Genomic DNA, 20,876 nt, shown 5'->3' with positions numbered 1-20,876 from the left:
ACATGAGAAAATTGGAATTCATTGGGGCTTTTGCATTTCTCATGGTGGCGTGGTTTGGGCTGCTTCATGTCCTTCCTCGGCCGAACGAGTCCATTTGGATTGATGGCCTATACAAAAAGAAGGAAGAAGTAGCGCGGGCTCATTCGAGGTTTCCAAAAGTTGTGCTGGTTGGTGGATCCTCGACGCATTTTTCGTTTTCTGCAGAGACTGTATCCGAATTAACCGGATTGTCTGTCGTCAATTTGGGAACTCATGCCGGACTGGGTGGCGAATATCTTTTGAAGCGGGCTAAAGCCTCACTGCGAAACGGCGATACCGTAGTTTTGATTTTGGAGCATCATCTGCTGGCTGCCACTAAGCCGTCATCCGTGCTGGCGTCATTCGTCGCAACGACAGATACGCGTTACATTTTGTCTGTAGATCTTAAAGATGTGCCGACACTACTGTTTGGTTATTCGCCAATGCAGCTTGTGAGGCAATTAGCAGCGGCCGCACTCCCTCGCTCCTCGGTGCTATACAGACCCGACACTGTTACAGATTATGGCGACGAGAGCGCGAACCGTCCGGAAAACAAACTCCCGGCTATGGTGGACGCAGTTAGAGCGCAAAATCCAATCAGTCTGACCCTACCGGATAGCCCGCCGCGATATCTAGTAGAGTTTACGAACTGGGCAAAAGCGAATAACATTCAGCTATTGCAAGCATGGCCGGCAACTTTGGAACGCGCCGAATACAAATCAGACATATATTCAAAGTATTTCGCTCGATATCAGAATATTTTTAACGCCATTGGTTTTAGAACGATCGGCAAGCAGGTTGATTACCTTCTTCCAGAGGCGGATATGCTTGACACACTATATCATGCCGACAGCGTTGGTCAGGCGGCCGTGTCGAAAAGACTGTCTGATGATATGTGTCAGGTTATTGAATGCCATCCCCAGCGCACGGCAGAATGACAACCTGAATCCAACCTGCGGCCCTGCGGCTTGACCTAGTAGCCGTCTTTGCGCGGTTGCTTCTAAAGATTATCGTTCACGAACGACGTACCTTCACAACCAACAGGACACAATCATGAAACTGACGCTGGTCGAGAACTGGCGCGGCGTGCTGCTGCGCGCCGCCTCCATGTGGTGTGTCTACATCGCAACCGCCTTGGAGATCGCATCGAGCGCGATCCCCTACGCCGCTGACCACCTTCCGTGGTGGCTGCCTGTCGCAGTGCTTATCGCAGCACCGGTGGCGCGCATCATCTCTCAGGGAGGCATAGATGCCGATCAATAAGATTACCGCGACGAAGCGCGGCAAGGCGGCCGTGGCCGCCGCGATCATTGCCGCAGTTGCCAGCGGCTGGACAGTTCTGTCAGGCGGGTCCGCACCAGATACTCCTGCCGAGATCCGCGTCGCCATCTCGAGAGGCTACACGCCGCCCGCGGTGCAGCTTGCGATCGACAAGCTCATCAAGCCTTGGGAAGGCGTCCATCTGACTGCCTACCGTGACATCGTGGGCGTTCCCACGATCTGCTTCGGCGAGACCAAGGGCGTTAAGATGGGCATGCGCAAGACCATGGCTGAATGCGAGGACATGCTGCGCGAGACAGTCATCAACGACTACTACCTGCCTTTGGTCGACAAGGGCGCGGGGTTCCTCAAGGCTCCGGACAGCGTGCAGGCCTCGATGACGTCCGGTGCCTACAACTTCGGAACAGTCGGACAGCTTCGCTCGACCGCCATGAAGTACGTGGCAACCGGCCGGTATCGTGAGGCCTGCGAAGCCCAAACAGCGTGGAACAAGGCGGGCGGTAAGGTCGTCAACGGCCTTGTCCGGCGACGCGAGATGGGTGACGCCCAACGCCTCGGCGAGGCGGAACTCTGCGTATCTGGGATCTGAAATGCTGGCACTCTTGACCAACAAATGGACGTGGCGTGCAGCCTCGGTGGTGGTGCTTGGACTGCTGGTGGCTGTTGCTCTCGGCAAGGCATTCAACGCCGGATACGGCACGGCGGCTGCCAAATACCAAGCAGAGATCGCCGAGATACAGCGCGCCACGGCACAGGCTGATGCAGACGAACTGCGGCGCCAGACTATCGCAAACAACGCTGCCAAGAAGCGAGAGGCCGAAGCCATCGCCCAGCTTGAGGCCGAACAAGCCTCCAACGACGAACTCAGAAGGAAGCTGGCCAGTGAAGCTCGGCAAGATCCTGATGCTGACCGGCCTGTGCTTGGCGCTGGCAGCGTGCAGCGTATCAACCAGATCCGTTAATGTCGCACCGGTGAAGCCGCCGGTGCTGTCTAAGCCGGATAGCGCTCTTCAGAAAGCGTGCCTGCGACCGGCTGCACTGGGGCAGGGCGCTCTGACACAGGCACAGGTCGAAGACCTATGGATCACGGACAGGGCGGCGCTGCTCGCCTGCTACCGCCGACATCTGGCACTGCGCGATTTCTACGCTTACCGTGACGCAGCCTTGGAGGCCGGCAAGTGACCGGCCCGGAAATCATGGCCGCCGTCGTTTTCGGCATGTCGGTATTCGGCACGCTGTTCGGTCTCTGGAAGTATCTCGACGGCAAGCTGACGACCGCGCGCCGCGATACCGAAAAGGTAGGCGCTGATCTGGCGGCCCACAAGCTGCACATTGCCGAGACCTACGTGACCAAGGCCGGCATGCAGGAACAGACTGGCCAGATCATGAAGGCAATTGAAGGGGTAGGGAGCCGACTAGACGGCCTGAACGGTCGCCTTGACCGTCTCTACGAAGCCCAGCCGCGCCGCACCACTCGCGCGCAGTAGTCACGGCCGTAGGGCCGAATAATGGCCGTAGGGCCGACCACCACACATTCAGGAGTTCATAACGATGGCACGCACCTTGCCGCTCGTAACGGCCGGCTATGTCGGCTCGCTCACCAACCGCACTCAGACTTTGGCGCTTCCCGGCAAGGCCGTTTGGTCGGAGGAATCCGCGCTTCCCTTTACCACGACTGGCGTGGCTCCCGATGCACTTCCCGGCGCAGGTGATCCGTCATTCACCGTCTACTTCCCCGTCGACACGGTGATTTCAATCGGTCCCGCTCCGAATGCTTCGACTGGCGCTCGCTACTTCGTGCCGGCCGCTACGGAGCGCAGCTATTACGCCCAGCCGGGTGACAAGCTTGCGGCTGTGGCCGCTGTCTAATGCGTATCCATCAAAAACAGTTTCGCGCTTGGGATCCTCGAGATCCCTGGCGCCAGTCATTGGGCGGCTGCTTGATGCCCGGCGTGGGGAAGGGCGGTGGGGCGGCAGTGACAGAAAACATTATCGCTGCCAACCGGACGCAGATCCCCACAGCCGGAGCAGCTCGTACCGCCCCCTATACCTCCCGGCGGGAGCACTATGCTCATCCATCCGGCGAGATTTCCAATCTGCGGCTGACATATCTCGGTTGGTACATGTCCGGCGCAGCCACCACGGCGAGCGCTGGATACACCTGCAAATCGTTTATTGAGTACCCTGCAGGAACATTTACTCCCGTGAATGCCGGCGCCGATATCGTTGTCCCTGCTGGCGGGCAAATCGAGGTCACATGCGGCGTGAAGATCCCCGCAGGCGCGCGTTTCTGGGAGCGCACCGTGATCCTCACCACAGGGACCATCCCGGCACTCGTCCTCCCGGCTGTCGCGAGTTCCCTCGGTGGAATCAGTGACAGATTTGCAGCGGGCGATCTTGGCAATAGCGGGTCCATGACCGGCTCCAACACATCGCAGTATCACGGCGCGTCGGCTATCCACGCGGATATCGCTGCGGCCGGAGCCCGATCCGCTGCGTTGTTGGGCGACAGTCTGGTCCATGGGCAAGGTGACACTACCGGGACTGGGGCGAAGGGCTCCAGTGGTTTCGTAGCTCGATTGATAGATGCCGTGATGCCTAGCGTGAAAATAGCGTATCCGGGGCAGCGTGCGTCGCAGTTTGCAACGCTGATATCTGGAGGCGGTCCTGTTGCGACGTTCTTTAACAGCGTCAGGGTCACTGACTATGTGATCGAACATGGCGTCAACGACCTGATTCAGAGTTCAACGCAGGAAGCGCTGGACGCGGCATATGCCTCCATCGTTGCGACGATCCTTTGGGTTAAACCGTCCGCGATCATCCACCAGACGACACTCACTCCCCGCACCGGTGAGGTCGTCGAGGGGACTGGCTGGATCAGCGCGGAGGCTCAGGTTGAGAAAACAGATGGCACGTGGTCGTTGCTCGATGTGGTAAATGCAGCCACCCGTGCTCGGCGTTCTGGCATCAGTGGGCAAATCATCGATTTCGCCGACGCTGCCATGACCGCACGCGACAGCGGGATATGGGGAGGTCCGTATCCGGTCACAGGCGACGGCACGCATCCATATACTGCCAAGTGCGCGGCGATGTCGTCGGCGCTGACATTCAGCCCGTAGACGGAGCCACCGCCCAGATATCACCTGCGGGGAGAGGTAACCCTCTCCCTGTACTCTCGTGCGCGACGCGCATCCGCACGGGCGATGCGGTGCATCAGGTCAAACAAGGCATCCTCGACAGGCGTGTCGATGCCGATTTCGATATGTGGTGTCGCCATAAGTGTTCTGTTGACGAGATCGATTCGAGACTTTTGGTTTCCAGTGTAGAGCGTGGATCGATCATCAAGGACGGCGCGAAGCCTGTCATGGTGGGGGTACATGATGGTGCCCTCCTTCCGCAGGCGGGAGCACGTATGAACTCTCAGCCGTCGCTGCCTACAAATTCGGTTGCCAACGGTCCAAGAATGATACGCTGAAAGGGAGGAGAGTCCACCCCGAAGCGCCCAATAGCAGGTCAGGCGCGCCCGCATCACTGCCCTAGTTGAGCGTTTGTTCAACGATTCCGGCCTTGTAGGTCTCATTCATCATCTCGACAAATTCCAGCATTTCGGGGCCGGTCAGCGTGGCAAGTTCATCTGTGCCCAACTCGTCGCTGAAGCAGATTACCCAGTCGCCATCAATGAACCTGAAGGTGAATTCGCAAGCAGGTTGTTCGGTCATCGGTTGCTCCTTTCCAAGAGCGTCGATGACAGCACCATCTGCGGCGCGTCGCTAGTTGCAAAAATGTGGGGGGAGGCCGGCGCGCGACCCTCGCTTGGGTGTGCACCGGCCTCTGACCGCCGCTCTCCTGGTGGTCGGAGGTCCAAACCGGACACGTCACGAATTGTTCCACTAGCCTTTAGTCGGTCACCAAAAACTGCCCACTGGTTTTGACGGTTGTCCGCATTCCCGACCATGCTAATTTTCCAATGGGGAAATTAGGGGAACGTCATCATGGGTTGCGTGCAAGGTCTTCTTATCGAAGCGAGGCAGTTGGCAGAGCGTGGCGAACACGAATTGCTGGTTTATCTGATCGAAATGGCGATTATCGAATGCCTTGAGATTTCTAGGTCAACGCCTGCCACACTGACAGGACCAGACCCAGCAGTGTCAGCACCACCAGCAGGACCATAAGCGCGATCGCGGCCAATCGCGTCATCTCCGGTGATGTGGATAGTGCTCACGGCACCACCATCGGGTCGGTTCCACGACCCGACCGGAGTAGCCCCACGCTCCCCACTTCTTGCAGCCCGCGTGCTCGCAGTAGTGATCCACGTGGACGTTGTCCGGTGTTGTTTTTTCGTCGCTCATTATCGCCTCGGCAGCAATATCAGCCGGTTCTCCGGCAGTGGCCGCTGCAATGTCCTCGCTGATTCCCATGGTTCTGTCAGCCATCGTTCCAGCTCATCGGGTTCAGTTAGCAAAACCGGCATTGCCTTTGGGTGGATAGGAGCAACGACGGAATTCGGCTCGCAGGTCAGGAAGGCGAACAGGTCTGTGGTGACCACGCCATCCTTGATCTTTCGGACACTTGTCCATTGCGGCACCCAAATGCCGGCGAAAAACATAAGGGGCATGTCATCACTTCGGGCAAACCATGCGTTTGGTGTCCTGCCGCCATCCACCTTGCTGGCCGGATCTGGCTCCGCAAACCGGTTCACAGGCACGACACATCGATGCTCAACGCCCAGCCATCGCGTCCAATGTCGGCTGGCGGTGTTCCGGACATTGGTAGTCCCTCCATCCGGCTCAAGGCGCAACAACTCGTCGAAGTCCACCGGCTTGCCTTTGGCTCGCAGTTTGTCGGCCCTTTTGGTGGCGGCGTCGAATTGAGCTTTCGACGAGGAGGGGAGCCCCCATCGCACTCGGGCAAGCTCTCTGCCCTCCGGCGTGTTGCGCACGATTGGCGCGAGCTGATCGGGATAGACGTCGAACGATGGCTCGAGGTTACCAACGTTCCCGACCAAAGCGCGGGTGATCGCGATAATGGCCTCTTGGTTTGTCGTGACGTTGTAGAGATTGCACATTGGTTTCTCCCTCTAGAGCTTTCTATCACGCCAGATCGGTTTCTTGACCATCCTGACTTCAACAAGCTCGCGAATAACGAGGCCGGAAATCTCATTGCCCATCAGCGTTTTGAACTCGACCACCATTTCATCGCGCCGGCCGCACTTCTCGCAGCGCAATACCTCCCGCAGCCTGAAGACATGCATATCGCCACCGACGACCGTCCGGATATCGGCCGGCCTGTACAGGTGGATGGCCTTGCATCTGGTGCAGCCGGCACGAACGAACTGTCCCATGCTGTCCGCATGGCTCAAGGTCGGTATCTTCGCCTCGAGATACGGGTGAGACCGTCCGCGATAGTTGGGTGCCGGCATGGCTACTCACCACGTTCGTAGCGTGGTCTCCATCCTCGTGACATGCCGCAGCTCATAAGACCTTCGGCGAGCGCCAGCTGTTGGCGCAGGAAGCGGCAGTCCTCAATGAGTGTGGCGACGGCTGCGACGGCGTCCCCATTGTGCCATGCGATGGCGTCGGCGACCGGATCTGCTGGTTTTGATTGTGGCGGCGATTGCTCGGAAAGCATGGGGTTCCTCGTATTTCACTGTCATCGTCAAACGCGCGCCGCTCGCGTTTGTTCTTTTTATGTTCTTATATTCCGCATGTGTCAACTAGCGCCCTCTGCCTAACCGCGGAGGGCGCTTTTTTGTTTCGTTGACATTGGAGAATGTGAACAGCAGCGTCCGACCACTAATCCTGAACCAAGGAGGCTCAATGCCCACACCAAGACTCAGAGATGAACTCGCCAAGGAAGCAGCCGACGCGTTTGTCGCCCTCGGTGACAAGACCGCAGCGGCTGCACTTCTTGGGCTGCAGCGCAATACGTTTTGCTCGCGTTTGAAAGTGGCAGCCGAGCGTGGCATGCTCGGCACAAAGCCGGTGCTGCCGGGATTCGCAATCAAAAGCATCGCCAGCAAAGATGCCGACGGTGCGTGGGTAAAACAGGCCAGAGAAGTCGGTGAAGAATTCGAAGTCCCGACCGGTCACACGGTCAAGGGAGTATCGGCTCTCGTCGACGCGGAAGGCAGGACTATTCAGCAGTGGGTGAAGACGCGCGAGGACGCCCAGTCGCGCGACGCCATGGAACTCGCGATCCATGAAGCCTTCGACAGGCACGTCGGATATTCGGAACTTCCTCCAGCTCCAACTTTCACGGACGCCAGCCTTCTCACTATCTATCCAATTGTGGATTTGCACCTTGGTCTCTTCTCATGGGGCAAGGAAACCGGCGCCGATTACGATCTCAAGATCGCGTCTGCATTGCTGCGAAATACCATCGCGAATCTCGTTGCAAGGTCAGCTCGCAGCCATACCGCAATCGTGCTCGACATGGGTGACTACTTCCACGCGGATGACAGCCGCAACCAGACGAAGCGTAGCGGCAATCCGCTCGATGTCGACACCCGATATGCCCGCGTCCTGCAGGTCGGCGTAGAGTTAGCCGTCCACTGCATCGAACTGGCGCTTCAGAAGCACGAACACGTCATCTACCGAAAGCTCCCCGGAAACCACGACGACGAGACCAGCCTGATGCTTGCGATCGCGCTGGCGGCATGGTTCCGCAACAATCCGCGCGTCACCGTCGACACAGATCCCGGCCGTTTCTTCATGCATTGTTTCGGCAAGGTGATGGTCGCAGCCACCCATGGCGACATGTTGCGGATGGGCGATATGGCTGGCTTCATGGCCGCGAACTGGGCCAAAGAGTGGGGCGTTACCGAATTCCGCTACGCGTACACCGGCCATGTCCACCACGATAGGGTCAAGTCTGGCGGCGGGGTTAGAGCGGAGAGCTTCAACACCTTGGCAGCGAAGGACGCATGGCATGCGGCCAGCGGCTACGTTTCGGCGCGGTCTGCAGTGTCTATCACCATGCATCGTGAAATGGGTGAAATCGATCGTCTGACGGTCAACTTGCCGGCGGCCAACTTCGTTGCGACCAACGACAATGTGCCGGCAGAGCAGAGGAGAGTGGCTTAGGACGTTATCAGCCAAGGCCGAAGTATCCGGCAACGACTGCGATGATCAGAGGTGAAAAGCGACAAGCGATAGTGATGATGGCGAGAAGAGCCATGCTGAGAGGGCTATTTGCCTCTCCTTCAGTCTTGCCGTGTCGAAAACGAAGATGATGTTTCATATGCTTCTCCAGCTAAAAAAAACTCGCTGGCAGCACAGTGGGAATATTCTCACCCATAGGGTCTGAGGTCAATGGCACTAGGTATAGTGCCTAGTCGATATCGCGTGTTGCTGTGGATTGCGGGTAATGCACACGCGCCCACTTCCGAACCAATCACCACGCCGCCGGCCACCAACCGGCGGCAATACCACCACCACAAGAGGAGACTAGAATGACCGACAATGTCGTGAGCCTGAAACTGTGTGCGGGAGTGGACTACACCCACGCCGCCGCCATCAACATCTTCGCGGCTGACTGCCACGCTCGGAGTCGCAAGGCCGGCTGGTATACCGACCTTGCCACCGGCAAGCAGTTGGAACGAAACGTGCCGGAAATGCTTTGCCTGATCCATTCGGAGATCAGCGAAGGCATGGAGGGTTTCCGCAAGAACAAGATGGACGACAAGCTTCCGCATCGGAAGATGATCGAGGTGGAACTTGCGGATGCCATGATCCGAATAGGAGATCTGGCAGCTTATCTTGGCCTCGATCTCGGCGGCGCCATCGATGAGAAGATTGCCTACAACGACAATCGTCCTGACCACAAGATCGAGGCACGCAAGGCCGCTGGCGTGAAGGCGTTTTGATGGGCGCCGTGACAAGAGAAATAGCGCTCCAGCAGATGGCTCAAGAGGACGACGTCTTTGTCACCACATTCGGACCGCTCGACAAATATGTTGCCGCGAATGACAACAACCCGCAGCCGCTAGACGAAAGCGGTGCATCGACCGGTTTTGCGGTAGGTGGCATCGTCAGTGGCGAAAGGCGCCTTGTCGGTGAATCCTACAACGATCTTGGCGTCGACCACCCGCAGATGTTTGCTTCTCGTCGTTTTGGCGACTTCATGCAGGTCTACTCCGGCCGCCAGTTCTGGCCTATGGACCCGAAGGCCGACGAGATCCACATCGAGGACATCGCGCACAGTCTGAGCCTGCAGTGCCGATATGCTGGCCACTGCATCAAGTTCTACAGTGTGGCGGAGCATTCCGTCCTGCTGGCCGGATGGCTGTTGCCACGGTACGGCGCAGAAATCGCGTTGTGGGGTCTCCTGCATGACGCAAGCGAGGCCTACCTTGTCGATGTGCCGCGGCCGTTGAAGCCGTTCCTGCATGGATACAAGGAGGCGGAAGCGCGAGTGATGGCCGCAGTCGCGCAGCGCTTCGGGCTCGCACTAGATATGCCACCGCCGGTGCATGAGGCCGACGACCGCATCATTGCTGACGAACTGGTAAACCTGCGGCCCATGGCGTGGCACGGCAGGTTTGATGACCCGCTTGGCGTTCGCGTCCAGTGCTGGGAGCCTGAGCATGCGGAAGATGAGTTCCTCAATACGTATGTGATGCTGGAGCGTCAGATGGGAAGGGTGGCGTAATGTTCAGGCGTAAACGTCACCTCTATGGTGTGTCGGTTCACCTCAACGGCCGGAACCCATATCTGAAGTCAACTGATCTGGATTACACCAGCCGTGATGTTGAATTAGTAGTTCCTGCAAGAGACTGGAACGACGCCGAACGTCAGTCACTTGAAGCTTGCATGAGTCTTCCAGATTGGTGGTCATGTAGCGTCACCAGCATATCGCGGGTCAAGGCATGACCCAGTACGTCCTGCTGAAACGCGACCTTTACGAGAACCCCGGCCACACGGGCTACACCGGCATTCGAGACAAGGCGGGCACATGGCCAGCCGAGGATTTCGCCAGTTGCGGCATCCCGATCAAGGAGAAGTACACGCCGAAGGAACGAGACAGCTACGCCATCCCGTTCGACGCCGCGCCGGAGTTCACCAACGAGTGCTTCCACGATCTTTCGCTGGCTCACCTGCGGGGGAAGATCGACCGGCTCCAGGAGGCGATGACGCCGAGCGGCGCAACCAAGGCGGCATACATCGGCGAGTTCAGCTTCGACATCGAGGATCGAGATGAGGACGGCGAGGAATGTTTGCGCAACGTCGTCGTGCCTTGGACGACAGTCAAAGAGATCATGGCGGCCATTCGGTCGCGGGCTGAAATGAAGGAGGCGGCGTAATGGCGCTCACCCGACTGACAAGAGAGCTTTCCATCAACAAACATCACGTCGCCAGCGTCCACTGGGACGACACTTACAGCAAGCGCCTCGTTATCACGATGATGGACGGCACGCAGCATTCGATCAAGCATGACGGAGGCATGTACGGCACTGACTGTTATGCCATCGAAAGGAAGTTGCTTGATGCGTGACATGGTTCGAATACCGATCTCTGCCGCTCGCGACGTTGCTGACCGTTACGGCTATGACCAAGTCGTTATCTACGCGCGTCGCTGCCATGATTCGCCGGAGCCGCACGGCGAGCACCTGACGACCTACGGCAGGACTCGAGAGCACTGCGGCGTGGCGGCTCGCATGGGTGATGTAATGAAGAAGTTCATGGGGTGGGAGGTATGACGACCATCACCCACAGGCAACGCGACGCGCTGGCAACCCTTCGCCGCCGTCACGACGACTATCCTGATCGCGCCTCTTTCGCGACGGTCCATTTGGGGGAGGGCACGACAGCCCTCCTTCGAAAGCTAGTCCCTTTAGGTATGGTCGCCGCCACAAAGGGCGGACCAGGCACTCGCCAGTTCTTCTCAATCACCGACGCCGGGCGCGCTGCAATTACGGAGACCACATGACCACCACGATCAAACCCGGCGACGAAATCGTCTGCATCGACGACGGCATCTACGCCGAGCAATATCTCGGCATCAAGGAAGGCGCCGTCTACAAGGCTCGGTGGGTAGGGCCAGCCACAAGCTACATGAACGGAGACTACATCGGCGTTCGGCTTGAAGGCATCAACCGCGGTGTATGCCCTGAGTTCGGCGACGAGGATCCGCCGTTCAACGTGCGCCGGTTCCGGCCTGTCGTGAAGCCAGGGACGCCGGCGAAAGAGCTAGAGGAGGCGCTATGACCGAAATACTGAAAAGACTGGAAGCGGCAGTAGAGAAAAGTGGCCTTGCCTACGATGCGGCAATGAAAGAATACCGCCGCAATTTCTCACTTGGGCCTGCCATCGTATCCAAAGACCACGGCTGTATCACCGCAGTGCCGGCGAAAGGACAGCCCTTCGCTGCCAACGACAACCTGCCTCCCATCGTCGCCTTCACCGGCCAGGCGGGCAGCGGCAAGTCCACGGCGACCAAGTACCTCGCTGAGAAGCACGGCTACACGCTCGTGAAGTTCGCCGGACCGCTGAAGGATATGCTTCGCGCCGTCGGCATGGCGGAGGATGAAATCGAGGGCAGTTACAAGGAGACCTCGTTCGCCTACCTCTGCGGCAAGACGCCCCGACACGCCATGCAGACGCTCGGCACGGAGTGGGGACGGAAATGCATGGGCGAAGACTTCTGGATCAACCTCTGGCGTCGTCGCGTCGAGCAAGTCTTCGCTGAGGCCGGCCGCGTCGTTGTCGACGACTGCCGATTCCCGAACGAGGCGCAGGCAATCCGACGCCTCGGCGGCGATATCTACAGGCTGGTTGGGCGAGGCGGCATTGCCGGTCATCACGAATCAGAGAGCGGATGCGGCGATGAAGATCTAGTCATCGCCAACGACAACACACCGGAGACGCTGTTCGGGAAGATCGAGGATGCGCTGCGGCGATATGGCTAGGTCACAACCAATCCCTGCCATGAGGATTTGTGCTTTCGGCAGAAATCTCTGATGTTGATGAACGTCTCCGGGGAATGCACTGCTGATTCAGTGTATTTTCTGAGGACGTCATCCTCTTCAATTGTCGAAAGAATATCCGAGATTAGCTTCACTCCAAGTCTTCCGGTTCGTCCAGATATCTGTCCATCCAGACACACGGCACATGCCAGTTCTAGCTGGTTCAAGACATTGGTAAACGCATGTTTCCAAAGTTCTGGCTCGTCGTTCTGGACTGGAAGTTCATTAATAAGAACCACAAGTTTTTCGTAAATAGCAGAAATCGCTGAAGCGGATGAGGTGAGCTTTGCGTCACGAATCTGCATCCAGATAAACAAGAATCCCATAACTGCCACGAAGAAGCTTGCGATAGTCGCAGCGCTGGCGGCATCTTCAAGATTCATTTGTCGCCTGACCCATCCTTGTCATTAGGCTTGGTTTTAACACTCCCACTCAGTTTGCTGGTCAACTGCTGGCTATTAAAGCTTTTCTGTCCCCATTCCAGTATGATCTTATCACCGGAACCAATCTCTATAGATGGATTTGAGTTCTTCCTTTTCGATTCGTTGTCTTTAGTCATATATCTCGCCTCAAAAAAATGCCGTTGCCACGCACAGTGATCCAAACGATATGGCCACAAACAATAAATATTGTCTACGCAACTCAACAAAAAGTTGCGCAGTGAGAACGACAGCAGAACGCATTTTGCAAACCAACGGCAAACTAAGCAAACCGGGCCAAACTCAAGCAGTTTCTAAAGTTGGAAATTCACCTTTGAAGTCAATGACTTCGGTGGTGAGAGCGCAGGGATTCGAACCCTGGACCTACTGATTAAAAGTCAGTTGCTCTACCGGCTGAGCTACGCTCTCCCAGGCAGGATTTTCAAGGCCCTGCGGAAGTGGGCGGAACATATGCAGGCGATCCCGCCGGGTCAACCCGAAAAATTGCGCCATCAAGGGCTAAAATGCATCATTGTCGCAGCGAACGCAAAGGTGATTGGCAAGAGGCTCGCACCAGCGTTAGGAAGAGCCGAAATAGCCTGAAGCGGAGCCGCCTTTCGTGTCCATAGCCGAGATTTCCTTCGTCAGCGCCTTGCTTGCCGGTGCGCTTTCGTTTCTCTCTCCCTGCGTTCTTCCTCTGGTGCCGCCATATCTTTGTTACATGGCGGGCATTTCGGTCGATCAGTTCCGGACCGGCGCGACGGCTGGAGGCGATGCCCGCGCACGTCGGGCCGTGATGCTTTCCGCCTTCATCTTCACGCTCGGATTCGCAACTGTCTTCGTCGCGCTGGGGGCGGGGGCCTCCACCATCGGCACGATGCTGCGGCAGCATCTCGATCTTCTGTCGAAAATCGGCGGCCTGATCATCATCGTCATGGGGCTGAACTTCCTCGGCCTTTTCCGGATAGGATTCCTGTCGAGCGAAATGCGCTTTTCCGGCGGTGGCAAGCCGGCGACGCTCTCGGGTGCCTATATCATGGGGCTCGCCTTCGCCTTTGGCTGGACGCCCTGCATTGGACCGGTGCTCGGCGCGATCCTCGGCGTTGCGGCCTCGCGTGATACCGTGGGCGAGGGGGCATTCCTGCTCGCCATCTATTCGCTCGGTCTTGCCGTACCGTTCTGGATTGCAGCAGCCTTTTCCGGCGCGTTCATGCGCTTTCTCGCCCGTTTCCGCCGTCATCTCGGTCTCGTCGAAAAGGCGATGGGGGCGCTGCTTGTGCTGACGGGCCTCGCTTTCATGTTCGGCTTCGTCTCCAATCTGGCGATCTGGTTCCAGCAGACCTTTCCAATCCTCTCCCAAATCGGCTAATCGGAAAGATATAGGTCGCATGCGACCGGCCGGGATCTGGAGGAGAGGCGGCCATGGGGGATATCATTGCGCTGGTTCTGCCCTTCTTCGGGCTGATCCTGATCGGCTATATTTCGGGAAAGCTGTCGAAGCATGAAGCCAGTGCACTCGGCTGGCTGAACTTCTTCGTCATCTATGTCTCGCTGCCGGCGCTGTTCTTCAAGCTCGTGTCGCGCACCCCGCTTTCGGAACTGACCCGCATCGATTTCATCGCCGCCGCGATGGCCGCGACATACGGGATCTTCCTGCTGGTTTTCCTGATCGGTCGACTGATACGCGGCAATTCCATCGCGGACTGCACGATGCAGGCGCTCGCCGGTGCCTATGGCAATATCGGTTACATGGGGCCCGGCCTCGCCCTGCTTGCCTTCGGGGAGGCGGCGGCGGTGCCGGTGGCTCTGATCTTCTGCTTCGAAAATGCCGCCCACTTTACCGCGGCTCCCGCGCTGATGGCCTTTGCCGGCGGAGAGGAAAGGCGACCGGGGCGGGTGGCGCTCGATGTGGCGAAGAAGATTGCCTACCACCCCTTCATCATTGCGACGGCCGTCGGCTTTCTCGCGGCGGCATTGTCATTCGAACCGCCGGTCGCCCTGCAAAGGCTGATCGACTATCTGGCGCAAGCGGCCGCTCCCTGCGCGCTGTTTGCCATGGGCGTGACGCTGGCGCTGCGGCCGTTGAAGCGTGTTCCGGTCGAGCTCGGCTACATCGTGCCGATCAAGCTCGTGCTCCATCCGCTGCTTGTTTATGTCGTGCTAAGCCTTGCCGGCAATTTCGATCCGCTGTGGGTCTATACCGCGGTGTTGCTGGCATCGCTGCCGACGGCAACGAATGTCTTCGTCATCGGCCAGCAATATGGCGTGTGGCAGGAGCGGGCATCGGCGACGATCCTGATCACCACGCTTATTTCGGTGCTTTCGGTTTCCGGCCTGCTTTACGCGATCAAATCCGGCGCGTTACCGCCGGATCTTTTCCCTTAGAAACCTGGGGAAGGCGCTGAGGCTGTGGCCGGGCGCCACACCTTCGTGCATCACCAGATTTCTGAGCGGCGCGAAGGTTGCCAGGATTTGCAGGCCGGTGGCTCGCAGCATCTGCACCGGCAGAAGGCCGGACAAGAGCGAGCGGTTCAGGAGATCGACACTTGCCGTGCGCGACAGGACATCGAGCTTGCGACGTCCGTCGAAAAGGTCGCCGGCGCGGGCGTCGATGCGACCGCCCGAACGATCCGTCAGGATATCCTCGAGCGTGGCGATATCGCGGAGGCTGAGGTTCAGGCCCTGCGCACCGATCGGCGGAAAGGCATGTCCGGCTTCACCGATGAAGGCGGCACGGCCCTTGCCGTAACGATTGGCGGTCATGCCCGAAAGCGGCCATGCCTGAACGCCTTCCTCGACAGTCACCTTGCCAAGCATGGACTGCATGCGGGTTTCGACAGCCTGGGAAAGCTCTGCAAGGGAGAGCCCCAGCAGACGCTCTGCCTCCTTAGGCTCGACCACCCAGACGAGGCTCGAACGCTGGCCGGGCAGGGGAACCTGCGTAAACGGCCCGCTCTCTCCATGGAATTCGGTGGATACGTTCTGGTGTGGCAGCGTATGGGCGAAGTTCAGCACCACAGCCGTCTGCGGATAGGACCATGTGCGGACACCGACACCAGCGGTTTCGCGGGTCTTGGACTTGCGGCCATCGGCGCCGATGACGAAATCGGCGTCCAGTTCCTCGCCGTCTGAAAGCGTGATCCTGACCTTGTCGTCATCGAAGGCAATGTCTTCTGCAACGGAACCGAATACCGTAATCCGGGTCTCGGCTTCGACGGCCTTGCCCAAGATCTCGTTCAGCGCGCTGTTGGGGATATTGTAACCGAAGGCGTCCAAACCGATTTCCGCGCTGCGGAAGGCAACGGTGGGCGCGCGCAGGAGACGCTTGGTGCCATCGATGATCTGCATGGTCGAAAGGGCGGCGGCATGTGGCCGGATCGCCTCCCAGAGACCCAATCGCTCCATCATGCGGATCGACTGGTCCATCAGCGCCGTCGTGCGACCGTCGTTCGGTCCACCTTTCGGTGCGATCAGGGCGACGCTCCTTCCGGCCCGCGCTAGAGCAATTGCTGCAACGGAACCAGCCAAGCCTCCGCCGACCACTGCGATATCGAAATGTGTCATGTCATGCATCCAATTCTTCCGTTGCGCATTTTAGTCCGAGGCGCAGGCGAAATCCATGGGCCGATTTGGCGCATGGTGCGGCTTTCCGGAAGGCCCCATAGATTGACAAAACACGGGACGTGACGCGCTTCCGGTTGCAAAAACGCTGATTTCATTAGATACCGATGCGCAGTCTGAAGGGGGCGACGCGGCGAACATGAAAATCTTCAATTACCGGCGGGTTCCTTATGCGGAAATCCGGGCCTTCTCCGTTCACATCCTGACCGCTTCGGGCTCCTTCCTTGCGTTTCTCGGCGTCGTCGCCGCTGCGGAGCATCGATTCGTCGATATGTTCTGGTGGCTGGGCCTTGCGCTTCTCGTCGATGGTATCGACGGGCCAATCGCCCGCAAGGTGCGGGTCAAGGAAGTGCTGCCGAACTGGTCCGGCGATACGTTGGATAACATCATCGATTATGTCACCTATGTTCTGCTGCCGGCCTTCGCGCTCTATCAGAGCGGCATGATCGGAGAGCCATGGTCCTTCGTCGCAGCTGGCATGATCGTGGTCTCAAGCGCGATCTACTATGCGGATACCGGCATGAAGACTGATGAATATTTCTTCTCAGGTTTCCCGGTCGTCTGGAACATGCTTGTCTTTACGCTGTTCGTCATCGATGCCGACGCCAATACGGCGCTGATCATCGTAACGCTCTCCGTCATCCTGACCTTCCTGCCAATCCACTTTCTGCACCCGGTGCGGGTGGAGCGGCTGCGGCCGCTCAATCTCGGGATGTTCCTGCTCTGGAGCGCGCTCGGGATCTACGCGCTTCTCCTGCATTTCCATACGCCACTCTGGCTGAAGGTCGCCTTTTCCGCCTCTGGCCTCTACCTCTATTGCATCGGCGGTGTGCTGCAGTTTTTCCCCTCCCTTGGACGTCGCAGCGTCAAGCGTTGATAATGCAGTGCAAAAAAACGTAAAAAGTCTGCGATATCAGTTGCCGGATGCCGCAAACGCGTTATCAATGTGACGACATGGATCCGGACAAAGGACAAGATCCGGGCGCAATGACCGAGGGGGACACGTGTCGAATACCGACATGAAGGCGGCCGGTTCGCTTCTTGCCGTGCAGGGGCTTACGAAGCTGTTCGGCAGTTTCACCGCCTGTAACGGCATCGACCTCGATATCGGCCACGGAGAGATCCATGCGCTGCTCGGCGAAAACGGCGCCGGCAAGTCCACACTCGTCAAGATGCTATTCGGAATTCTTGCGCCATCCGCGGGCACGATTTCGTGGCAGGGCGGGCAGGTCTCCATTCCGTCACCGGCCGCCGCCCGCAAGCTCGGCATCGGCATGGTTTTCCAGCATTTCTCGCTGTTCGAAGCGCTGACGGTCGCTGAAAACATCGCGCTTGCGCTCGATGAAGCCGTGTCGATTTCGGAGATCTCCAAGAAAGCCGCCGAGCTTTCGAAAGCTTACGGACTGCCGCTCGATCCCGATGCGCATGTGGCCGATCTTTCGGTGGGCGAACGCCAGCGCATCGAGATCGTGCGCGCGCTTCTGCAAAATCCTCGATTGATCATTCTCGACGAACCGACCTCGGTTCTGACCCCTCAGGAAGCCGACCGGCTGTTCGAAACGCTGTTCAAGCTGAAAGCCGAGGGACGCTCGGTCCTCTATATCAGCCACAGGCTGGAAGAGGTTCAGCGCATCTGCGATCGCGCCACGGTTCTGCGCCACGGCAAGGTCACGGGTCAGTGCGATCCTCGCTCGGAGACGCCGGCCTCGCTCGCCCGTATGATGGTGGGCTCGGAGGTCGCAGGCGTCCATCGCGACGACGACGTCTCGACCGGCGAAGTGCTTCTGGAAACGCGCCATCTCTCGGTCAGCGCGCGCACACCGTTTGCCATGTCGCTCAAGGATGTGTCGCTGCGCGTGAAGGCTGGCGAAGTGCTGGCGATCGCGGGTGTCGCGGGTAACGGCCAGGGCGAGCTTTTCGACGCGCTTTCGGGTGAACACACGGTTGATGACAATGAATCGGTCCGTATTCGCGACCGGGCGGTCGGACGGCTCGGCATTTCGGCCCGCAGGCTGATGGGCGCCGGCTTCGTTCCGGAAGAGCGGCACGGCCATGCGGCGGTTACGGCCCTTTCGCTGTCCGACAACCTGCTGCTTGCCCGCAACCGTTCCGACGCCAAGGCATTTCTTGCCGGCGGGGCACTCAAGCTCATTCGATACGATACCATTCGCAAGGCGGCGCAGCGGATTTCCGAGACGATGGACGTGCGAAAGAGCGGCGAAGATCCGGCCGCCGGTTCGCTTTCGGGCGGTAACCTGCAGAAGTTCATCGTCGGGCGCGAACTCGACCGGCAGCCGGCCGTGCTGGTGTTGAACCAGCCGACCTGGGGCGTGGATGCCGGGGCAGCCAGCCGTATCCGTCAGGCGCTCGTCAATCTCGCCCGTTCGGGCTCGGCCGTGGTGGTGATCAGCCAGGACCTCGACGAGATCTTCGAGGTGGCGACCAGCATTGCCGCGATTTCCGAGGGCAAGCTCTCCGACGCCTATCCGGCGGCAACGATGACACGCGAAAAGATCGGCCTGCTGATGGGCGGCATGCACGGGCTGGAGACTGCCGATGCGCATTGAACTCGAAAAGCGCGCCCGCATGTCGGGTCTGTTTGCCGTCGTTTCGCCACTTCTGGCGCTGGCGCTGACGGTGTTCTTCGGAGGCGTGATGTTCGCGCTGCTCGGCAAGGACCCGGTATCGGCGCTCTACAGCTTCTTCATCGAGCCGCTGCTCGAGGTCTGGTCGCTGCACGAGCTTGCGATCAAGGCCGGCCCGCTGATCCTGATCGCGGTCGGGCTGTCGATCTGTTATCGCTCGAACAACTGGAACATCGGTGCAGAGGGGCAGTTCACCATCGGTGCGATCACCGGTTCGTTCCTGCCGGTCGTCTTCTACGAATGGCATTCGCCGCTGCTTCTGCCGCTGATGATGGTGATGGGTGCGCTTGGCGGCGCACTTTACGCGGCCATTCCAGCGCTGCTCAAGACCCGCTTCAACACCAACGAGATCCTGACCAGTCTGATGCTGGTCTATATCGCGCAGCTCTTCCTTGACGGGCTGGTGCGCGGCGCATGGCGCGACCCGCAGGGCTATAACTTTCCCCAGAGCCGGAGCTTCGTGACGGAAGGCGTCCTGCCGGAAATGCTGGCGTCCGGCCGTGCCCACTGGGGCTTTGCCTTCGCCATCATCGCCGCCGTCGGCATCTGGTTCATGATGCGCTACACGCTGAAGGGTTTTCAGGTCGTCGTGCTCGGCCAGTCGGAACGGGCAGGGCGGTTCGCCGGGTTCTCGTCCCGTGGCATGGTGTGGTTCTCGATGCTGCTTTCGGGCGCCTTGGCCGGACTTGCCGGGATTTCAGAGGTTTCGGGCTCCATCGGCCATCTGCAGCCGTCGATTTCTCCGGGCTACGGCTTCACGGCAATCATCGTCGCCTTCCTCGGCAGGCTCAATCCGCTCGGCATCATCGCTGCCGGCCTCGTGTTGGCGCTGACCTATCTCGGGGGCGAGGCGGCGCAGCTTTCCATCGGGGTGTCCGACAAGGTGACCCGCGTCTTCCAGGGACTGCTGCTGTTCTTCGTGCTCTCCTGTGACACGCTGATCCACTACAAGATCCGGATCGTGGCCTCCAAGGTCCGGTCCGTGCTCGGCAAAGGTGCATGATGATCCTGGAAGCCATACTTCTCACCGTCATCACCGCCTCCACGCCGCTGGTCATCGCCGCGCTCGGCGAACTGGTGACCGAACGCTCCGGTGTCCTCAACCTCGGCGTCGAGGGCATGATGATCATCGGCGCTGTCTGTGCTTTCGCAGCCGCCCATACGACCGGCTCGCCGTTTCTCGGTATCCTTGCCGGCATCGTTTCGGGCGCCGCCTTTTCGCTGCTGTTCGGCTTCCTGACGCTTACGCTGGTCGCCAATCAGGTTGCGACCGGTCTCGCGCTGACCATTCTGGGCCTCGGCGTATCGGGTATGCTGGGCGAAAGCTTCGTCGGCGTGCCGGGCATCAAGCTGCAGCCAATCACCATTCCGCTGCTTTCCGACATTCCATTTCTCGGGCCGCTGCTGTTCAAGCAGGATCTGATTTTCTACCTGTCGATCCTTCTGGTCATCGGGGTCAACTGGTTCCTGTTTGCATCGCGGGCAGGGCTGAAGCTGCGGGCAATCGGCGACAATCATGCCTCGGCGCATACGCTCGGCATCCATGTCATCCGTACCCGCTATCTCGCCGTCATGTTCGGCGGCGCCTGCGCGGGTCTGGCGGGCGCACAGCTGTCACTCGTCTACACCCCGCAATGGGTAGAGAACATGTCGGCTGGACGCGGCTGGATCGCGCTGGCGCTGGTCGTTTTTGCGTCGTGGCGTCCGTGGCGGGTGCTGGCAGGCGGCTACCTCTTCGGGGCTGTCACGATCGGGCAATTGCATGCGCAGGCATTCGGCATTGGTTTACCCTCGCAATTTCTCTCCGCGCTGCCCTATGTCGCGACCATTGTCGTCCTGATCATAATTTCCCATAATCGGCGCACGACGCTGATCAACACACCGGCCTCGCTGGGCAAGCCCTTCGTGCCGGATAGGTAAAGCTCAACA

General features: G+C 59.0%; 30 protein-coding genes and 1 tRNA gene. 22 read left to right on the top strand and 9 right to left on the bottom strand.

The annotated features are described in order from the left end of the window. Positions 1 to 2 precede the first annotated feature (2 nt). From H4I99_RS14600 to H4I99_RS14565, 8 genes are all read left to right on the top strand, one after another. Positions 3 to 956 carry a hypothetical protein gene (locus tag H4I99_RS14600; RefSeq protein WP_163905667.1) on the top strand — a complete coding sequence of 318 codons (954 nt, stop codon included), beginning with the start codon at positions 3 to 5 and terminating at the stop codon, positions 954 to 956. Between the two features lie 115 nt (positions 957 to 1,071). Continuing rightward, the gene (locus H4I99_RS14595) at positions 1,072 to 1,281 is read left to right on the top strand and encodes a DUF7940 domain-containing protein (protein WP_163905665.1); all 210 of its coding nucleotides are present in this window, start codon (positions 1,072 to 1,074) and stop codon (positions 1,279 to 1,281) included. Continuing rightward, positions 1,268 to 1,888, top strand: a complete 621-nt coding sequence (locus H4I99_RS14590) for a lysozyme (protein WP_163905663.1) — start codon at positions 1,268 to 1,270, stop codon at positions 1,886 to 1,888. Before H4I99_RS14595 ends, H4I99_RS14590 begins: the two co-directional genes overlap by 14 nt. Position 1,889: 1 nt before the next feature. After that, positions 1,890 to 2,261, top strand: coding sequence for a hypothetical protein (locus H4I99_RS14585; RefSeq protein WP_163905661.1), 372 nt, complete (start codon positions 1,890 to 1,892; stop codon positions 2,259 to 2,261). A gap of 22 nt (positions 2,262 to 2,283) precedes the next feature. After that, entirely contained in the window at positions 2,284 to 2,481 is a 198-nt protein-coding gene (locus H4I99_RS14580; RefSeq protein ID WP_163905660.1) for an anaerobic dehydrogenase, read from the top strand. Then, positions 2,478 to 2,786, top strand: a complete 309-nt coding sequence (locus tag H4I99_RS14575) for a hypothetical protein (protein ID WP_163905657.1) — start codon at positions 2,478 to 2,480, stop codon at positions 2,784 to 2,786. The genes H4I99_RS14580 and H4I99_RS14575 overlap by 4 nt, the downstream gene beginning before the upstream one ends. Positions 2,787 to 2,850: 64 nt before the next feature. Continuing rightward, entirely contained in the window at positions 2,851 to 3,168 is a 318-nt protein-coding gene (locus H4I99_RS14570) for a hypothetical protein (RefSeq protein WP_163905655.1), read from the top strand. 107 nt (positions 3,169 to 3,275) lie between these two features. Next, positions 3,276 to 4,418, top strand: a complete 1,143-nt coding sequence (locus H4I99_RS14565) for an SGNH/GDSL hydrolase family protein (RefSeq protein ID WP_163905653.1) — start codon at positions 3,276 to 3,278, stop codon at positions 4,416 to 4,418. A gap of 20 nt (positions 4,419 to 4,438) precedes the next feature. On the opposite strand, the gene H4I99_RS14560 is transcribed toward H4I99_RS14565, so the two are convergent. The 4 genes from H4I99_RS14560 to H4I99_RS14545 form a co-directional block, all read right to left on the bottom strand. Continuing rightward, positions 4,439 to 4,678 (bottom strand): hypothetical protein, encoded by a 240-nt coding sequence (locus H4I99_RS14560; RefSeq protein WP_163905651.1) that lies wholly within the window; start codon positions 4,676 to 4,678, stop codon positions 4,439 to 4,441. Between the two features lie 157 nt (positions 4,679 to 4,835). Beyond that, positions 4,836 to 5,018: a hypothetical protein gene (locus H4I99_RS14555; RefSeq protein WP_163905647.1), complete on the bottom strand. Its 183-nt coding sequence runs from the start codon at positions 5,016 to 5,018 to the stop codon at positions 4,836 to 4,838. Positions 5,019 to 5,647: 629 nt separating this feature from the next. Continuing rightward, entirely contained in the window at positions 5,648 to 6,364 is a 717-nt protein-coding gene (locus tag H4I99_RS14550) for an SOS response-associated peptidase (RefSeq protein ID WP_163905645.1), read from the bottom strand. Positions 6,365 to 6,376: 12 nt separating this feature from the next. Then, positions 6,377 to 6,718 carry a hypothetical protein gene (locus H4I99_RS14545; protein ID WP_163905643.1) on the bottom strand — a complete coding sequence of 114 codons (342 nt, stop codon included), beginning with the start codon at positions 6,716 to 6,718 and terminating at the stop codon, positions 6,377 to 6,379. 352 nt (positions 6,719 to 7,070) lie between these two features. On the opposite strand from H4I99_RS14545, the gene H4I99_RS14540 reads away from it, so the two are divergent. Then, positions 7,071 to 8,381: a hypothetical protein gene (locus H4I99_RS14540; protein WP_163905641.1), complete on the top strand. Its 1,311-nt coding sequence runs from the start codon at positions 7,071 to 7,073 to the stop codon at positions 8,379 to 8,381. Between the two features lie 7 nt (positions 8,382 to 8,388). Here H4I99_RS14540 and H4I99_RS14535 read toward each other — a convergent pair whose 3' ends face one another. Continuing rightward, a complete protein-coding gene (locus H4I99_RS14535) occupies positions 8,389 to 8,538 on the bottom strand; it encodes a hypothetical protein (protein WP_163905639.1) in 150 nt (49 codons plus the stop codon). Positions 8,539 to 8,749: 211 nt separating this feature from the next. Between H4I99_RS14535 and H4I99_RS14530 the strand changes: the two genes are divergently transcribed. The 7 genes from H4I99_RS14530 to H4I99_RS14500 all read left to right on the top strand — a co-directional run bounded on the left by H4I99_RS14530 (position 8,750) and on the right by H4I99_RS14500 (position 12,205). After that, on the top strand, positions 8,750 to 9,163 hold the full coding sequence (locus H4I99_RS14530) for a nucleoside triphosphate pyrophosphohydrolase family protein (protein ID WP_206110878.1): 414 nt from the start codon (positions 8,750 to 8,752) through the stop codon (positions 9,161 to 9,163). Next, positions 9,163 to 9,948, top strand: a complete 786-nt coding sequence (locus H4I99_RS14525) for a hypothetical protein (RefSeq protein ID WP_206110877.1) — start codon at positions 9,163 to 9,165, stop codon at positions 9,946 to 9,948. Before H4I99_RS14530 ends, H4I99_RS14525 begins: the two co-directional genes overlap by 1 nt. Positions 9,949 to 10,165: 217 nt before the next feature. Then, positions 10,166 to 10,600 (top strand): hypothetical protein, encoded by a 435-nt coding sequence (locus H4I99_RS14520; protein ID WP_163905638.1) that lies wholly within the window; start codon positions 10,166 to 10,168, stop codon positions 10,598 to 10,600. Continuing rightward, positions 10,600 to 10,791, top strand: coding sequence for a hypothetical protein (locus H4I99_RS14515; RefSeq protein WP_163905636.1), 192 nt, complete (start codon positions 10,600 to 10,602; stop codon positions 10,789 to 10,791). Before H4I99_RS14520 ends, H4I99_RS14515 begins: the two co-directional genes overlap by 1 nt. A gap of 1 nt (position 10,792) precedes the next feature. Then, positions 10,793 to 10,996 carry a hypothetical protein gene (locus H4I99_RS14510; RefSeq protein ID WP_163906323.1) on the top strand — a complete coding sequence of 68 codons (204 nt, stop codon included), beginning with the start codon at positions 10,793 to 10,795 and terminating at the stop codon, positions 10,994 to 10,996. 226 nt (positions 10,997 to 11,222) lie between these two features. Then, positions 11,223 to 11,504, top strand: coding sequence for a hypothetical protein (locus tag H4I99_RS14505; RefSeq protein WP_163905634.1), 282 nt, complete (start codon positions 11,223 to 11,225; stop codon positions 11,502 to 11,504). Beyond that, a complete protein-coding gene (locus tag H4I99_RS14500; RefSeq protein WP_244625085.1) occupies positions 11,501 to 12,205 on the top strand; it encodes a deoxynucleotide monophosphate kinase family protein in 705 nt (234 codons plus the stop codon). Before H4I99_RS14505 ends, H4I99_RS14500 begins: the two co-directional genes overlap by 4 nt. On the opposite strand, the gene H4I99_RS14495 is transcribed toward H4I99_RS14500, so the two are convergent. The 3 genes from H4I99_RS14495 to H4I99_RS14485 all read right to left on the bottom strand — a co-directional run bounded on the left by H4I99_RS14495 (position 12,202) and on the right by H4I99_RS14485 (position 13,110). Continuing rightward, complete coding sequence (locus H4I99_RS14495; protein ID WP_163905632.1) at positions 12,202 to 12,645, bottom strand: hypothetical protein; 444 nt, start codon at positions 12,643 to 12,645, stop codon at positions 12,202 to 12,204. The genes H4I99_RS14500 and H4I99_RS14495 overlap by 4 nt on opposite strands. After that, positions 12,642 to 12,821, bottom strand: a complete 180-nt coding sequence (locus tag H4I99_RS14490) for a hypothetical protein (RefSeq protein WP_163905630.1) — start codon at positions 12,819 to 12,821, stop codon at positions 12,642 to 12,644. Before H4I99_RS14490 ends, H4I99_RS14495 begins: the two co-directional genes overlap by 4 nt. A 213-nt stretch (positions 12,822 to 13,034) precedes the next feature. Beyond that, positions 13,035 to 13,110: transfer RNA gene (locus tag H4I99_RS14485), tRNA-Lys, on the bottom strand. Between the two features lie 190 nt (positions 13,111 to 13,300). On the opposite strand from H4I99_RS14485, the gene H4I99_RS14480 reads away from it, so the two are divergent. Next, positions 13,301 to 14,050: a cytochrome c biogenesis CcdA family protein gene (locus H4I99_RS14480; RefSeq protein ID WP_163905628.1), complete on the top strand. Its 750-nt coding sequence runs from the start codon at positions 13,301 to 13,303 to the stop codon at positions 14,048 to 14,050. A 53-nt stretch (positions 14,051 to 14,103) separates the two neighbouring features. After that, positions 14,104 to 15,066 (top strand): AEC family transporter, encoded by a 963-nt coding sequence (locus H4I99_RS14475; RefSeq protein WP_163905626.1) that lies wholly within the window; start codon positions 14,104 to 14,106, stop codon positions 15,064 to 15,066. On the opposite strand, the gene H4I99_RS14470 is transcribed toward H4I99_RS14475, so the two are convergent. Then, complete coding sequence (locus H4I99_RS14470) at positions 15,043 to 16,245, bottom strand: UbiH/UbiF family hydroxylase (protein WP_163905624.1); 1,203 nt, start codon at positions 16,243 to 16,245, stop codon at positions 15,043 to 15,045. The genes H4I99_RS14475 and H4I99_RS14470 overlap by 24 nt on opposite strands. A gap of 196 nt (positions 16,246 to 16,441) precedes the next feature. On the opposite strand from H4I99_RS14470, the gene pcsA reads away from it, so the two are divergent. The 4 genes from pcsA to H4I99_RS14450 all read left to right on the top strand — a co-directional run bounded on the left by pcsA (position 16,442) and on the right by H4I99_RS14450 (position 20,867). Continuing rightward, entirely contained in the window at positions 16,442 to 17,179 is a 738-nt protein-coding gene (gene pcsA / locus H4I99_RS14465; protein WP_163905622.1) for a phosphatidylcholine synthase, read from the top strand. Positions 17,180 to 17,321: 142 nt separating this feature from the next. Next, positions 17,322 to 18,869, top strand: coding sequence for an ABC transporter ATP-binding protein (locus tag H4I99_RS14460; RefSeq protein ID WP_186663335.1), 1,548 nt, complete (start codon positions 17,322 to 17,324; stop codon positions 18,867 to 18,869). Continuing rightward, positions 18,859 to 19,950 (top strand): ABC transporter permease, encoded by a 1,092-nt coding sequence (locus H4I99_RS14455; RefSeq protein ID WP_163905618.1) that lies wholly within the window; start codon positions 18,859 to 18,861, stop codon positions 19,948 to 19,950. The genes H4I99_RS14460 and H4I99_RS14455 overlap by 11 nt, the downstream gene beginning before the upstream one ends. Next, a complete protein-coding gene (locus H4I99_RS14450) occupies positions 19,947 to 20,867 on the top strand; it encodes an ABC transporter permease (protein ID WP_163905617.1) in 921 nt (306 codons plus the stop codon). Before H4I99_RS14455 ends, H4I99_RS14450 begins: the two co-directional genes overlap by 4 nt. Positions 20,868 to 20,876: the final 9 nt, after the last annotated feature.

Origin of the sequence: Paenirhizobium daejeonense, assembly GCF_014280875.1 — a bacterium.
GTDB classification, from domain to species: Bacteria; Pseudomonadota; Alphaproteobacteria; order Rhizobiales; family Rhizobiaceae; genus Allorhizobium; species Allorhizobium daejeonense.
Note: the sequence above shows the minus strand (reverse complement) of the source record. Positions and strands in the feature narration are given on the sequence as shown.